Origin of the sequence: Pseudomonas zeae (genome assembly GCF_014268485.2) — a bacterium.
In the GTDB taxonomy this organism is placed as follows: Bacteria; Pseudomonadota; Gammaproteobacteria; order Pseudomonadales; family Pseudomonadaceae; genus Aquipseudomonas; species Aquipseudomonas neuropathica.
Genome location: NZ_CP077090.1, coordinates 1,520,033 through 1,533,585, shown reverse-complemented (window position 1 = coordinate 1,533,585; position 13,553 = coordinate 1,520,033). Strand labels below are relative to the sequence as shown.

Below are 13,553 nucleotides of genomic sequence, written 5' to 3'. Positions count from 1 at the left end.
CTCTAGGGCAGCCGTCCTAAGCCTCCCATCGGAAAAGTAGTCGCGTCTTATAGGACATTTCCCATCTTCATTGCAGACATCGACACCCGCTCTCTGTACGACGCAGGGTGATGTCCGTCCAGCCCCCCAAAAGTCCACGCAGTTTGCCGTCGGCGCTGTAGAACGGCACTGTCCACTGATAGACCTCGCGGGGACCACTCTTGAATTGCAATCGGCGCTTGCTGAAGCGCGACTTGCGGGTACGCAACTGCACCAGGAACTCGTCGTGCAGCATCAGCGCCGTAGCCTGCGGCAGCGCGTCAACCTCGATCAGCAACTTCCCCAGCACCTGATCCAGTCGAATCGACAAGGCCTCCTCATAGCTGCGATTGCACATGATCAGCCGCCCTTGCAGATCACGGACGAACACCGGGTCGGGCATGGAGTCGATCAACGCGTGCTGAAACGCCAGTTGATCGCCCAGATCCTTTTCGGCCGCGCGACGCAGTTTGATCACGGCCGTCAGTCGCCGATTCCATATCAGGAAAAGCAGGCCAAACACGCCGAGTCCGCCCATGCCCCAGCAACCCCATTCGAGCATCTGCTGCCAGACCGACGGCACGGGCACCGGAGCAACACCCTCCAGCCATTTCAGGCGGATCGCCCGTAATTCCGCCGCAGGAAAAGCCTCAAGGGCCTTGTTGAGAATACTCAAGAGCACTGGCATGCCTTTGCGCACGGCCAGGTTATCCGCCTCCCATTTGCCTTCGACCAGACCGCCTACCTTGAGCAACCCCAAAGGATAAAGCTGCGCGCCGATTTCGTTCTCGATGGTGGCGTAAGCTTCACCGCTCTCGACCAGTGCCCGCGCCTCGGCGTAGGTCTTGACCGAGCGAATCTCGATCGACGGGAAGTCACGCCGGATCATGTCTTCCAGCGCATGCCGGGCCGGCAGCACCAACACCCGTTGACTCAACTGCTCAAAAGCCTCCAGCCGGGGCGCGTCAGCGCGGCCGACAAACACCCAGCCCGCCCCACCAAATGCATGGCTGTAATCCAGAAACGCCTTGCGCTCCTCGCTCATGGCCAGGGTCGTACTGATATCCGCCGATCCGCTTTCCAGACGTTCGAGCATGTGATCGGTGGAAAACGACTCCTGATGCACAAACCGTAACCCGGTCATCGCCGTCACGCGCTTGAGTACATCATTATTCAAGCCGCTCCACTGCCCGTGCTCATCCTGGAACAGATACAACGGGTACTGCAACGACGTCACCTTCACCTCGGGGTTGTCTCGAATCCACTGACGCTCGTGCGCAGCCAGTTCGATGGGCTGGACCCTGGAAGTCGCGGCATCGTCATGCAGCGCCAGTTGCGCCGCCTCGCTGCTGCGCATCAAAGCCAGTAATCCGAACAAGAACAGCCCACTCAGTGCCGGTTTCAAACCTCTATAAAACAGCATTGCCACTTCCTTCGTGATCGACTCACCCGTCCTTCGTGGGTGAAAACCCGCACAGTGTGGCAGCAGAAACAAAAAAGCCCGTCAGGAGACGGGCTTCAAAATGTGACAGCTTTTACCGGCTTAAAGCGGCTTGCCGCGGTTGCCATGCTGGCTGACAAAGGCTTGCACGGCTTTCAGCTCGTTTGGCAAAACGGTGCAACGCTCGTTTCGCTCAAACAAATCAGAAAGATGTGCAGGTAGCTCGAGCGCTTTTCCTACACCGGCTTTCTCTACCGCATCCGGGAATTTCACCGGATGTGCGGTGCCGAGAATCACCATCGGGATATCGAGGCTACGACGGCATTCGCGCGCGGCCTTGACGCCGATCGCGGTATGCGGATCCAGCACTTCACCGGTCTGCTCGTAAACTTCGGCGATGGTTTCGCAGGTTTGCGCGTCGTCCACGGCCAGCGAGTCGAACAGCTTGCGGGCTTCGGTCCAGCGTTCTTGCTCGACGCTGAAACCACCACCCTGCTTGAACGTGTCCATCAGACCGGCGATGGCCGCGCCGTTGCGACCGTGCAGGTCGAACAGCAGGCGTTCGAAGTTCGACGAGACCATGATGTCCATCGACGGCGACAGCGTGGCGTGCAGGGTTTCCTTGACGTACTGATTGCCGCTCATGAAGCGGTGCAGGATGTCGTTGCGGTTGGTGGCGACGATCAACTGGTTGATCGGCAGGCCCATGTTGCGCGCCAGGTAACCGGCGAAGATGTCGCCAAAGTTGCCGGTCGGCACCGAGAACGACACCGAACGCGCCGGACCGCCCAACTGCAGGGCCGCGTGGAAGTAGTAGACGATCTGGGCCATGATCCGCGCCCAGTTGATCGAGTTCACCGCCACCAGACGCGTGCCTTTGAGGAAGCTCTGGTCGGCGAAGCTCGCCTTGACCATTTCCTGGCAGTCATCGAAGTTGCCTTCGATGGCGATGTTGTGGATGTTCTCGCCGAAAATCGTGGTCATCTGGCGACGCTGCACTTCGGACACACGGTTGTGCGGGTGCAGAATGAAGATGTCGACGTTTTCGCAGTGCTTGCAGCCTTCGATGGCCGCCGAGCCGGTGTCACCCGAGGTGGCGCCGACGATGACCACGCGCTCACCGCGTTTTTCCAGCACGTAGTCGAGCAGACGACCGAGCAGTTGCAGAGCGAAGTCCTTGAACGCCAAAGTCGGGCCGTGGAACAACTCCAGCACCCATTCGTTGCCGTTCAGCTGACGCAGCGGTGCCACGGCGCTGTGGGCGAACACACCGTAGGTTTCTTCAAGGATCTTTTTGAAATCGGCATCCGGAATGCTGCCGGTAACGAACGGACGCATCACCCGGAAGGCCAGCTCGTGATACGGCAGGCCGGCCCACGAAGCGATTTCTTCCTGAGTGAAACGTGGCAGGTTTTCCGGAACGTACAGACCGCCGTCGGTGGCGAGACCGGCCAGCAGGACGTCTTCGAAATTCAGGGCCGGTGCCTGGCCGCGGGTACTGATGTAACGCATGACTGACTCCAATGGAGAGTGTTCACGACACCCGCCCCGTGCACGGGACGAGTGCAGGACAACGACTTAGTTCAGGTGCTCGACGCGGATCCGGACAACCGGACCATTCACGCCGGCCAGGGCTTCGAGGGCGGCGATCGCATCGTTGATACGTTGCTCGACCACGCGGTGGGTCAGCAGGATCATCGGCACCAGACCGTCGTGCTCTTCAACTTCCTTCTGCATGATCGACTCGATGTTGATGCCGCGCTCCGAGAGGATGCTCGCCACCTGAGCCAGTACACCCGGATGGTCCTTGGCCTGGATGCGCAGGTAGTAGGCGCTTTCGCAGGCTTCGATCGGCAGGATCGGATGGGCCGACAGCGAATCCGGCTGGAAAGCCAGGTGCGGCACGCGGTTTTCCGGGTCGGAAGTCATGGCGCGAACCACGTCGATCAGGTCGGCAATTACCGACGAGGCGGTTGGCTCCATGCCGGCGCCAGCGCCGTAGAACAGCGTCGAACCAGCCGCATCACCGTTGACCATCACCGCGTTCATCACGCCGTTGACGTTAGCGATCAGGCGATCGGCCGGGATCAGCGTCGGGTGCACGCGCAACTCGATGCCGGCGGCAGTGCTGCGCGCCACGCCAAGGTGCTTGATGCGGTAGCCCAGCGCTTCGGCGTAGTTGACGTCGGCGGTGGTCAGCTTGGTGATGCCTTCGGTGTAAGCCTTGTCGAATTGCAGCGGAATGCCGAACGCGATGGAGGCCAGAATCGTCAGTTTGTGCGCGGCGTCGATGCCTTCAACGTCGAAGGTCGGATCAACTTCGGCGTAACCCAGTGCCTGGGCTTCGGCCAGCACGTCTTCGAAGGTACGGCCCTTCTCGCGCATTTCGGTGAGGATGAAGTTACCGGTGCCGTTGATGATCCCGGCCACCCAGTTGATGCGGTTGGCGGACAAGCCTTCACGGATCGCCTTGATCACCGGAATGCCACCGGCCACGGCCGCTTCGAATGCGACGATTACGCCTTTCTCGCGAGCCTTGGCGAAAATTTCATTACCGTGAACGGCAATCAGAGCCTTGTTCGCGGTGACCACATGCTTGCCATTCTCGATGGCCTTGAGTACCAGCTCGCGGGCGACGGTGTAGCCGCCCATCAGCTCTATGACGATGTCGATCTCAGGGTTCGTGGCCACTTCGAAGACATCGTTGGTAATCGCAATACCGGTCGTCTGGAACTGAGGCTTTGGCGTGCGCATGGCAATTTGTGCCACTTCGATCCCACGCCCGGCACGACGAGCAATTTCCTCGGCGTTGCGCTGAAGTACGTTGAAGGTACCGCCACCGACGGTCCCTAACCCACAGATGCCTACTTTGACCGGATTCACTGTGAACTCCCCATAAAACGGCCGACGCGGGGTCGGCCGGAAAACAACCGCGTGCTCGCGGCTCTCTATTGATGGCCCGGCGATGCAGCTGCCGGACCATGATCGTCACGGCTGACCGTGACGATGCGAATCACTTCGCGCCCAGCGCCAGTTTGGCGACTTGTGGCGCAGGCTGGTAGCCCGGAATCACTTGTCCGTCAGCCAAAACGATGGCCGGTGTGCCGTTCACGCCGATCGACTGACCTAGGGCGAACTGCTTGGAAACCGGGTTATCACACTTGGCGGCCTTGATCTCCTTGCCATCGACCATTTTGTCCATGGCGGCTTTCTTGTCTTTCGAGCACCACACGGCTTGCAGTTGCTCGTCACCCGGCGAGTTCAGACCCTGGCGCGGGAACGCGACGTAACGCACTTCGATGCCGCGCTTGTTCAGCTCAGGCACTTCGGCGTGCAGCTTGTGGCAGTACGGGCAGGTGGTGTCGGTGAACACGGTGATGTGCGACTTGGTTTCGCCCACAGCCGGGTAGACCACGGTTTCGGCAACCGGGATGGCATTGATCAGTTTGGAGATGCCCAGGCGTTCGGTCTTCTCGGTCAGGTTGACCGGTTTGCCGTCCTTGAGCTGGAACAGGTAACCCTGAACGATGTACTGGCCATCGGCGCTGGCGTAGAGCACGCGGCTGCCCTTGAGCTTGACTTCGTACATGCCCGGCAACGGGCTGGCGCTGATGCTTTCGACCGGAACCTCGAGTTCGAGTTTTTCCAGGCTTTGACGAATGGCTTTGTCGGCCGCGTCATCGGCGACGGCAAAGGTACTGACCAACGCAATGGCTGCGGCGGCGAAAATCTGGGTCAGACGCATGAGAACTCCTGAAGGCGGACAAATGGAACGATCAGAACGCCCGTGCCGTAACACCGGGTCATAACCGTCCATCGTGCAAACCGGCAAAGCCTAACACATAAGGTCACGGTGGCCGAATGCGCCTGTCGCCACACTTTCAGGACTGCACAGATCCTTGTGGGAGCGAGCCTGCTCGCGAAAGCGGTGTGTCAGCTAAATGAACGCTGACTGACACTCCCTCTTCGCGAGCAGCTCGCTCCCACAGGACTTTTTGTTCAGCCGCGCGGGTGGTGTTTGGCGTGCAGATCCTGCAATCGAGCGCGGGCGACATGGGTGTAGATCTGTGTAGTAGAGAGGTCGCTGTGGCCGAGCAACATCTGCACCACGCGCAAATCCGCGCCATGGTTGAGCAAGTGCGTGGCAAACGCATGGCGCAAGGTGTGCGGCGACAGCGACTTGCCGATCCCGGCAACCTTGGCCTGATGCTTGATCCGGTGCCAGAAGGTCTGACGGGTCATCTGCTCGCCACGCTGACTGGGAAACAGCACATCGCTGGGGCGGCCACCGAGCAATTCGCTACGACCATCACGCATATAGCGCTCGACCCAGACAATCGCCTCTTCGCCCATGGGCACCAGCCGTTCCTTGCTGCCCTTGCCCATCACCCGCAACACACCTTGACGCAGATTGACCTGTTCCAGCGTCAGGCTGACCAGTTCTGTCACGCGCAAACCACAGGCATACAACACTTCGAGCATGGCGCGGTCTCGCTGACCGATGGCTTCGCTCAGGTCCGGCGCTTTGAGCAACGCCTCGACGTCGGCTTCCGACAGCGATTTGGGCAGAGGCCTACCGAGTTGCGGCATGTAGACGCGCAATGTCGGGTCGACGCTGATCATCTTTTCCCGCAGCAAATAGCGATAAAAGCCACGCACCCCGGAAAGAAATCTGGCAGTGGAGCGCGGTTTGTAGTTCTGCTCCAGACGCCAGGCCAAGTGATCAAGGATCAGCTCACGGCCGGCATTGATCAGTTCCAGGTTTTTCTCCTGCAACCAGCCATTGAACAGCGCCAGATCACTGCGATAGGCGCCGCGGGTGTTATCGGACAGGCCTTTCTCCAGCCATAAAGCGTCGAGGAATTGATCAATCAGTGGATGGTCGATGGCAGGCATGGGCGCTCAAGTCACACAGCCTCAAGACTGTGCGCAAATGTAGAGTGAACTGTAGGAATGGGCGCTAGTCTTTCATAGCCCGCTAATTCAAGGAACAGGGAGCATCAATGAACGAGCAGCAAATTCTCTTGGCATTTGGCGGGATCGGCGCGGCCGCGCTGGGTTGCCAATGGCTGGCCTGGCGCCTGAAGTTGCCGGCGATTCTGTTTCTGTTGTTGACGGGGATTCTGGTCGGCCCGGTGCTGGGCTGGCTCGATCCACAGGAGATGTTCGGGCCGCTGCTGATGCCGCTGGTGTCGCTGGCGGTCGCGCTGATTCTGTTCGAGGGCAGCTTGACCCTGCACCTGTCGGAGTGGAAGGAGATCGGCAGCGTCGTCCATCGACTGGTGACCATTGGCGCGATCTCGACCTGGATCGTCATCGCGGTCGCCACGCATTTTCTGCTCGGCTTCGACTGGATGCTGGCCATCCTGTTCGGCAGCCTGACACTGGTCACCGGCCCGACCGTCATCGTGCCGATGCTGCGCGTGGTGCGGCCGAAAGCCTCGATCGCCAACATTTTGCGCTGGGAGGGCATCGTTATCGACCCGATCGGCGCCCTCCTCGCCGTGGTGGTTTACAGCTTCATCATTGCCAGCGCCGAAGGGCACGGCCTCAAGCAGAGTCTGTTCACCTTTGGCGGGGTGATTCTCTGCGGCGCGTTGTTCGGCATTGTCGGTGGCTGGCTGCTCGGCACCGTGATCCGCCGGCAATGGCTGCCGGAGTATCTGCATAACCTCGCCTCGCTGGCGGCGGTGCTGGGGATTTTCATTGCCGCCAACGAAGTGATGCATGAATCCGGCCTGCTGGCGGTAACGCTGATGGGCATGTGGCTGGCGAACATGAAAGGTGTGGATGTACGGCACATCCTGCACTTCAAGGAAAACCTCAGTGTGCTGCTGATTTCCGGGCTGTTCATCCTGTTGGCGGCGCGCCTGGATTTGTACGCGCTGATCGGACTGGGGCCGCTGGTGCTGATTCTGCTGTTGGTGATTCAACTGATCGCTCGACCGCTGAACGTGCTGCTCAGCACGGCCGGTTCCAGCCTGAGTTGGCGTGAGCGCGCGTTGCTGTGCTGGATTGCGCCGCGCGGGATCGTTGCAGCGGCGGTGTCGGCGATTTTCGCGATTCGCCTGCATGAGGCCGGGCACGAGGGAGCATTGCTGCTGGTGCCGCTGACGTTTGCGGTGATCATCGGTACCGTTGTCCTGCAAAGTGCGACGGCCCGACCACTGGCCCGACTGCTCAAGGTCGCGGAGCCGGCGCCGAGTGGCTTCCTGATCGTCGGTGCCAACGGCCCGGCGCGGGAGCTGGGCAAGTCGCTGCAGCAACTCGGCAGTCGCGTGCTGCTGACCGATTCGAGCTGGGAAAATATTCGTGCGGCGCGCATGGAAGGATTACCGACTTACTTCGGCAATCCGGCCTCGCAACATGCCGATGCGCATCTGGATCTGGTCGGACTGGGGCATTTGCTGGCGCTGTCGCCGTCAGGTGAACTCAATACCCTGGCGGCGATGCGCTTTCGGCATGATTTCGGCCATCAGCGCCTGTTCGGTCTGGCCAGCGGCCATGAAAGCCGCCGCAGTGACAAGCACCGCGCCAGCCTTGAACATCGTGGCAATCAGTTGGGCAGCGAGGCGTTTACTTACGCGAAACTCGCCAGCCAGATGGGCCAGGGTGCGGAGTTATACAGCACGACGCTGACGGATGGTTTTGGCTGGGAGGATTACCGCGCGCTGCATGGTAATCGTGCGACCTTGCTGTTTATGCGCGATGACAGCGGGTGGGTGCATGTGGTGACGCCGGAGACTGCTTTGAAACCAGGATCCGGGTGGACGCTGCTGGCGTTGATTCAGCCTGAGGCCAGCGGCGCCTGAGCTGACGCCTTCGCGAGCAAACTCGCTCCCACAGTGATCGGCGTGAACACAAAATTTGTGTCCGGCACAAAACCTGTGGGAGCGAGCCTGCTCGCGAATGGCGCGACTCGGTATCAGATCAAGCCGCAAAACCCGGCAGCACCGGCACCGGCCGCTTGTCATCATCAATAGCAACAAAACTGAACTGCCCATGAATCGCCTTCTCGCGGCCATCACAGCTCATGCTCTCGACAAACACTTCCACCTCGACCTTGAGGCTGGTATTGCCGACCTTGATCACCTTCCCGACCAGCTCGACGATGGAACCGGCCGGGATCGCGTGGTTGAAGTCGATACGGTCAGTCGACACGGTCACCAGCGGCAAGCGGCAGAAACGCGTGGCGGTGATGAACGACACTTCGTCCATCCATGCCAGCGCTGTGCCGCCGAACAGGGTGTTGTGGTGGTTGGTGGTCGGCGGGAAGACGGCTTTGGTTACGCGAGTTACCGAGAGTTCGGTACGGCGCTGGATTTCCTGGTCGCGGGGAGTCATGGTTCTGGCCTGAAACGAAAGTACGGTGAATAAATTGCAGGCAACAAAAAAGCAGCCCGTAGGCTGCTTTTTTCTGCATCGGAAGCTGGGCTTAAGCCAGTTTTTCCTTGATGCGAGCTGCTTTACCCGACAGGTCGCGCAGGTAGTACAGCTTGGCTTTACGTACGTCACCGCGACGTTTAACAGCCATGCTGTCGATCTGCGGGGAGTAGGTCTGGAAAGTACGTTCTACGCCAACACCGTTGGAGATTTTACGAACGGTGAACGCACTGTTCACGCCGCGGTTACGCTTGGCGATTACAACGCCTTCGAACGCTTGCAGACGGGAACGATCGCCTTCCTTCACTTTCACCTGAACGACAATAGTGTCGCCTGGGGCGAAGGTAGGGATTTCTTTGGTCATCTGCTCTGCTTCGAGTGCAAGGATGATTTTGTTGGTCATGCTGTGCTCCTAAGGTAAATCGTTCGATCTACCATCGATACGTTGTTAACTATCGTCCCGCTCGCGGATGTATTCCTCGAGCAGCTTCTTCTCTTCTCCAGAAAGCGAGCGGCTTTCCAGAAGATCGGCGCGTCGTTCAAAGGTCCTACCAAGGGACTGCTGTAAACGCCAACGCCGGATATGCGCGTGATTGCCACTCAGCAACACGTCGGGAACACGCTGATCCGCATACACCTCAGGTCGGGTGTAGTGCGGGCAATCCAGCAGACCATCCGTAAAGGAATCTTCCTCAGCGGAATCCGCATGCCCTAAAGCTCCAGGCAGCAGTCGTGTAACCGCATCGATCAGGACCATGGCCGGCAGCTCGCCGCCAGACAGTACATAGTCGCCAATCGACCACTCTTCATCGACATGGGCCTCAATAAAGCGCTCGTCAATGCCTTCATAGCGGCCGGCAATCAGGATCAATGCATCCGATTGTGCCAGCTCGCGTACCGCCGACTGAGTCAGTTGACGGCCTTGGGGGGACAGGTAAATCACCTTCGCCGCCTCCCCGGCTGCTGCCTTGGCCTGAACCAGAGCATCTTCCAGGGGCTTGATCTTCATCACCATGCCCGGACCACCGCCAAACGGGCGATCGTCCACAGTGTGATGCCGATCCGTCGTGTAATCTCGCGGATTCCAACAGGTCAGCTGCAAGAGCCCCTGTTTGACCGCACGACTGGTGATGCCGTAGTCGCCGATGGCGGAAAACATCTCGGGAAACAAACTGATCACTTCTACGCGCAAATTAGCCACGTTTAGAAGTCCGCGTCCCAATCCACCTTCATCTCGCCCGCGGCCAGGTCGACAGCCAACACGCATTGCTCCGTATAGGGCAACAGGCGTTCGCGATCATCCAGGCTGCCAGCGCAAGGCTTGACGACCATTACATCATTGGCGCCGGTTTCCAGAAGATGATCGATTTTCCCGAGCAATTGCCCAAGGGTGTCGATGACCTTCAGACCTTCCAGCTGGTACCAGTAGTACTCGCCTTCGGTCAATTCAGCGAACAGATTGCGCGGCACGCAGATCTCATAACCGGCCAGAAGACGAGCTTCTTCACGATCATCAAGACCCTTGAGCTTTGCGACCAGAAACTTGTCGTTCCCGCGTCCACTGACCAGCTCGACCTGTTTCACATTGCCTTCGCGCTTGAGCGTCCAGGTTTTGTACTGCAACAGGTTTTCAGTCGGATCAGTAAAGGAATAAACCTTCACTTCGCCGCGAACGCCATGAACAGAATAAATTTTGCCAATAACGATCAAATCATCGGCAACAGCAGGCGTCGCGTTCATATTGCTCAGGCCGCAGCCTTGGCAGATTCCTTCAACAACTGAGCAACGCGCTCAGAAGGTTGTGCACCAACGCTCAGCCAGTAGGCTACGCGCTCTTGGTTCACGGACAGACGGGTTTCCTGACCACGTGCAACAGGGTTGAAGAAACCAACCTGTTCTTTGTGGGAGCCGTCACGCGGGTTACGCGAGTCGGTTACGGTCAGGTGGTAAAACGGGCGCTTTTTGGAGCCGCCAAGGGCAAGACGGATTGTTAGCATGTGAACATCGTTCCTGTAGTCGGTGCTGCAAATCTAAATGCACAGCGGGCATGGGTGCCCGAAAGGCCGCATATTCTAAGGAATATCCGGACTTTTGCAAATGACTTTTTCCGGCGCCTATGGCATGCCGTGCAGATCTGCATATAGAGCCGTCGATGAAAACGGCCAGTCAGCTCCCGCCGAGTGCGGGTTTGCTGTTGATCCCGCATCCTTGCGGGGCCTGCGCCGGTGCGACGACCGGCGAGATTCCAGTATCCCGTCTCACCCATTTCACTCACTTTTGGCGAGTGAAATGGATGAGACGGGACACCTTACATTTTTGGCATGCCGCCGCCGGGCAACATTCCGCCCATGCCGCGCATCATTTTCGCCATACCGCCCTTGGCGGAGAATTTCTTCATCATCTTCTGCATCTGCTTGTGTTGCTTGATCAAGCGACCGATGTCCTGCACCTGGGTGCCGGAACCCATGGCGATCCGACGCTTGCGCGAACCGCTGATCAGCTCAGGGTCGCGGCGCTCGGCCGGGGTCATGGAGTTGATGATGGCTTCCATCTGCTTGAACTGCTTCTCTGCGGCGTTCTGGGCATTGCCCATTTGCGACAGGTTGACGCCGCCGATGCTCGGCAGTTTGTCCATGAGCCCGCCGAGGCCGCCCATGTTCTTCATTTGTTGCAGCTGATCGCGGAAGTCTTCGAGGTCGAAGCCCTTGCCCTTCTTCAGCTTCTTGGCCAGTTTGTCGGCCTTGTCCTTGTCGAGCGTCGCTTCAGCCTGTTCGATCAGGCTGAGCACGTCGCCCATGCCGAGAATCCGCGAGGCGATACGCTCAGGGTGGAACGGATCGAGCGCTTCGCTCTTCTCGCCCATACCGATGAACTTGATCGGCTTGCCGGTGATGGCGCGCACAGAGAGGGCGGCACCGCCACGGGCGTCGCCGTCGACCTTGGTCAGGATCACACCGGTCAGCGGCAGTGCATCACCGAAGGCCTTGGCCGTGTTGGCCGCATCCTGACCGGTCATGGCGTCAACCACGAACAGGGTTTCGACCGGGTTGATCGCGGCGTGCAACGCCTTGATCTCACCCATCATCTCTTCGTCGATGTGCAGACGACCGGCGGTATCGACGATGACCACGTCGATGAATTTCAGTTTTGCTTCTTTAATAGCTGCGGTGGCGATGTCGACCGGCTTCTGGCTCAGGTCGGACGGGAAGAACGTCACACCGATGTCGCTGGCCAGGGTTTCCAGCTGCTTGATCGCCGCAGGACGGTAGACGTCCGCCGACACGACCATGACCGACTTCTTCTTGCGCTCTTTAAGGAAGCGCGCCAGTTTGCCAGCGGTGGTGGTTTTACCCGCACCTTGCAAACCGGCCATCAGAATCACGGCGGGCGGCACAGCGCTCAGATTCAAATCTTCGTTGGCCGCACCCATCAGGCTTTCGAGTTCGGCCTGGACGATCTTCACGAACGCCTGGCCCGGCGTCAGGCTGCGCGACACCTCGGTGCCGACAGCGCGCTCCTTGACCGAATTGACGAAGTCCTTGACCACCGGCAGGGCGACGTCGGCTTCGAGCAACGCCATGCGCACTTCACGCAGGGTGTCTTTGATGTTGTCCTCGGTCAGCTTCGCTTTGCCGGTGACATGGCGCAGCGTCTGCGAGAGACGGTCGGTTAAGTTTTCAAACATTGCGCGATCCTTTCAGGCCCTGTGTAGACCGGGATAATGGCGGCCCAGACCGGAATCAACATGTGCTCGGCGAGCCTGCGGCGTGGGCAGGTCGCGGATTATAGCGAAGACTGCGGCTGGCGGACACCTCGCTGTCAGCTTCCTGAGTCTTTCGTGCCATGGCGGTTCTATGCCAAACTCAGCCCCTTTCGGGCCTGCCTAACAGGATTTATGCTCCCCTTGTCACCCAGTTTATTGACCACTCTCGCCGCCGCCCTTCTATATGCCGCTGCGACCCTTTATCAGAGCACTCGTCTGGCCACTGGTGCCAAGGCGAACAAACGCCTGCTGGTTAGCCTCGGCGCTCTCGCCGTGGTGGCCCACGCTGCCAGCCTGCTCACGCACCTACTGACCCCGATCGGTCTGGGCCTGGACTTCTTCAGCGCCTCGAGTCTGATTGCCGCGGCAGTGATCGCGCTGACACTGATTGCCTGCTCGCGAATCCCGGTGGAAAACCTGCTGGTGCTGCTATTTCCGCTGGGCGCGATCACCGTGATGCTGGCGCAGTTCGCGCCGGCCGGCACCGTGCAGATCATCGACGAAGAGCCAGGCATCCTCGCGCACATTCTGTTGTCGATCCTCGCCTACGGCATGTTCACCATCGCGGTGTTCCAGGCCTTGCTGCTGCTGGTGCAAGACCACCAGCTCAAACACAAGCACCCGTCCGGGCTGATCAAGAATTTCCCGCCGCTGCAAACCATGGAAAGCCTGCTGTTCGGCTTCCTCTGGGCCGGCTGGACACTGCTGTCGCTGTCGCTGATTTCCGGCTGGCTGTTCGTCGAGAACCTGTTCGCCCAGCATCTGGTGCACAAGACCCTGCTGGCGTGCCTGGCCTGGATCGTCTTCAGCGTGTTGTTGTGGGGCCGCAATCGCCTCGGCTGGCGCGGTCACAAGGCGATTCGCTGGACCCTCGCCGGTTTCTGCCTGCTGATGTTGGCGTATTTCGGCAGCAAACTGGTTCGTGAATACATCCTGCACATCTGACGG

At 59.4% G+C, this 13,553-nt stretch carries 13 protein-coding genes; 2 read left to right on the top strand and 11 right to left on the bottom strand.

Going from position 1 to position 13,553, the window contains the following annotated elements:
- Positions 1-67: 67 nt before the first annotated feature.
- From HU754_RS06670 to xerD, 5 genes are all read right to left on the bottom strand, one after another.
- Positions 68-1,441, bottom strand: a complete 1,374-nt coding sequence (locus HU754_RS06670; RefSeq protein WP_093436791.1) for a transporter substrate-binding domain-containing protein — start codon at positions 1,439-1,441, stop codon at positions 68-70.
- Between the two features lie 120 nt (positions 1,442-1,561).
- Positions 1,562-2,971 carry a threonine synthase gene (gene thrC, locus HU754_RS06665; RefSeq protein WP_186621967.1) on the bottom strand — a complete coding sequence of 470 codons (1,410 nt, stop codon included), beginning with the start codon at positions 2,969-2,971 and terminating at the stop codon, positions 1,562-1,564.
- Between the two features lie 66 nt (positions 2,972-3,037).
- On the bottom strand, positions 3,038-4,342 hold the full coding sequence (locus HU754_RS06660; protein ID WP_186621965.1) for a homoserine dehydrogenase: 1,305 nt from the start codon (positions 4,340-4,342) through the stop codon (positions 3,038-3,040).
- Between the two features lie 130 nt (positions 4,343-4,472).
- Positions 4,473-5,204 carry a bifunctional protein-disulfide isomerase/oxidoreductase DsbC gene (gene dsbC / locus HU754_RS06655; RefSeq protein WP_007908974.1) on the bottom strand — a complete coding sequence of 244 codons (732 nt, stop codon included), beginning with the start codon at positions 5,202-5,204 and terminating at the stop codon, positions 4,473-4,475.
- Positions 5,205-5,458: 254 nt separating this feature from the next.
- Complete coding sequence (gene xerD, locus HU754_RS06650) at positions 5,459-6,355, bottom strand: site-specific tyrosine recombinase XerD (protein WP_186621958.1); 897 nt, start codon at positions 6,353-6,355, stop codon at positions 5,459-5,461.
- A gap of 107 nt (positions 6,356-6,462) precedes the next feature.
- Between xerD and HU754_RS06645 the strand changes: the two genes are divergently transcribed.
- Positions 6,463-8,271, top strand: a complete 1,809-nt coding sequence (locus HU754_RS06645; protein WP_186621951.1) for a cation:proton antiporter — start codon at positions 6,463-6,465, stop codon at positions 8,269-8,271.
- Positions 8,272-8,389: 118 nt separating this feature from the next.
- Here the strand turns inward: HU754_RS06645 and HU754_RS06640 are convergent, their stop codons facing one another.
- The 6 genes from HU754_RS06640 to ffh all read right to left on the bottom strand — a co-directional run bounded on the left by HU754_RS06640 (position 8,390) and on the right by ffh (position 12,527).
- Positions 8,390-8,803: an acyl-CoA thioesterase gene (locus HU754_RS06640; protein ID WP_093436815.1), complete on the bottom strand. Its 414-nt coding sequence runs from the start codon at positions 8,801-8,803 to the stop codon at positions 8,390-8,392.
- Between the two features lie 91 nt (positions 8,804-8,894).
- Entirely contained in the window at positions 8,895-9,245 is a 351-nt protein-coding gene (gene rplS / locus HU754_RS06635) for a 50S ribosomal protein L19 (protein ID WP_003175895.1), read from the bottom strand.
- 45 nt (positions 9,246-9,290) lie between these two features.
- Positions 9,291-10,043 carry a tRNA (guanosine(37)-N1)-methyltransferase TrmD gene (trmD, locus tag HU754_RS06630; RefSeq protein WP_008081628.1) on the bottom strand — a complete coding sequence of 251 codons (753 nt, stop codon included), beginning with the start codon at positions 10,041-10,043 and terminating at the stop codon, positions 9,291-9,293.
- Between the two features lie 2 nt (positions 10,044-10,045).
- Positions 10,046-10,582 carry a ribosome maturation factor RimM gene (gene rimM, locus HU754_RS06625; RefSeq protein WP_093436819.1) on the bottom strand — a complete coding sequence of 179 codons (537 nt, stop codon included), beginning with the start codon at positions 10,580-10,582 and terminating at the stop codon, positions 10,046-10,048.
- A 5-nt stretch (positions 10,583-10,587) separates the two neighbouring features.
- The gene (rpsP, locus tag HU754_RS06620; protein WP_016986371.1) at positions 10,588-10,839 is read right to left on the bottom strand and encodes a 30S ribosomal protein S16; all 252 of its coding nucleotides are present in this window, start codon (positions 10,837-10,839) and stop codon (positions 10,588-10,590) included.
- 311 nt (positions 10,840-11,150) lie between these two features.
- Entirely contained in the window at positions 11,151-12,527 is a 1,377-nt protein-coding gene (gene ffh / locus HU754_RS06615; RefSeq protein WP_093436823.1) for a signal recognition particle protein, read from the bottom strand.
- A gap of 210 nt (positions 12,528-12,737) precedes the next feature.
- On the opposite strand from ffh, the gene HU754_RS06610 reads away from it, so the two are divergent.
- Positions 12,738-13,550, top strand: a complete 813-nt coding sequence (locus HU754_RS06610; RefSeq protein WP_186621949.1) for a cytochrome C assembly family protein — start codon at positions 12,738-12,740, stop codon at positions 13,548-13,550.
- The last annotated feature ends 3 nt before the right edge of the window (positions 13,551-13,553 follow it).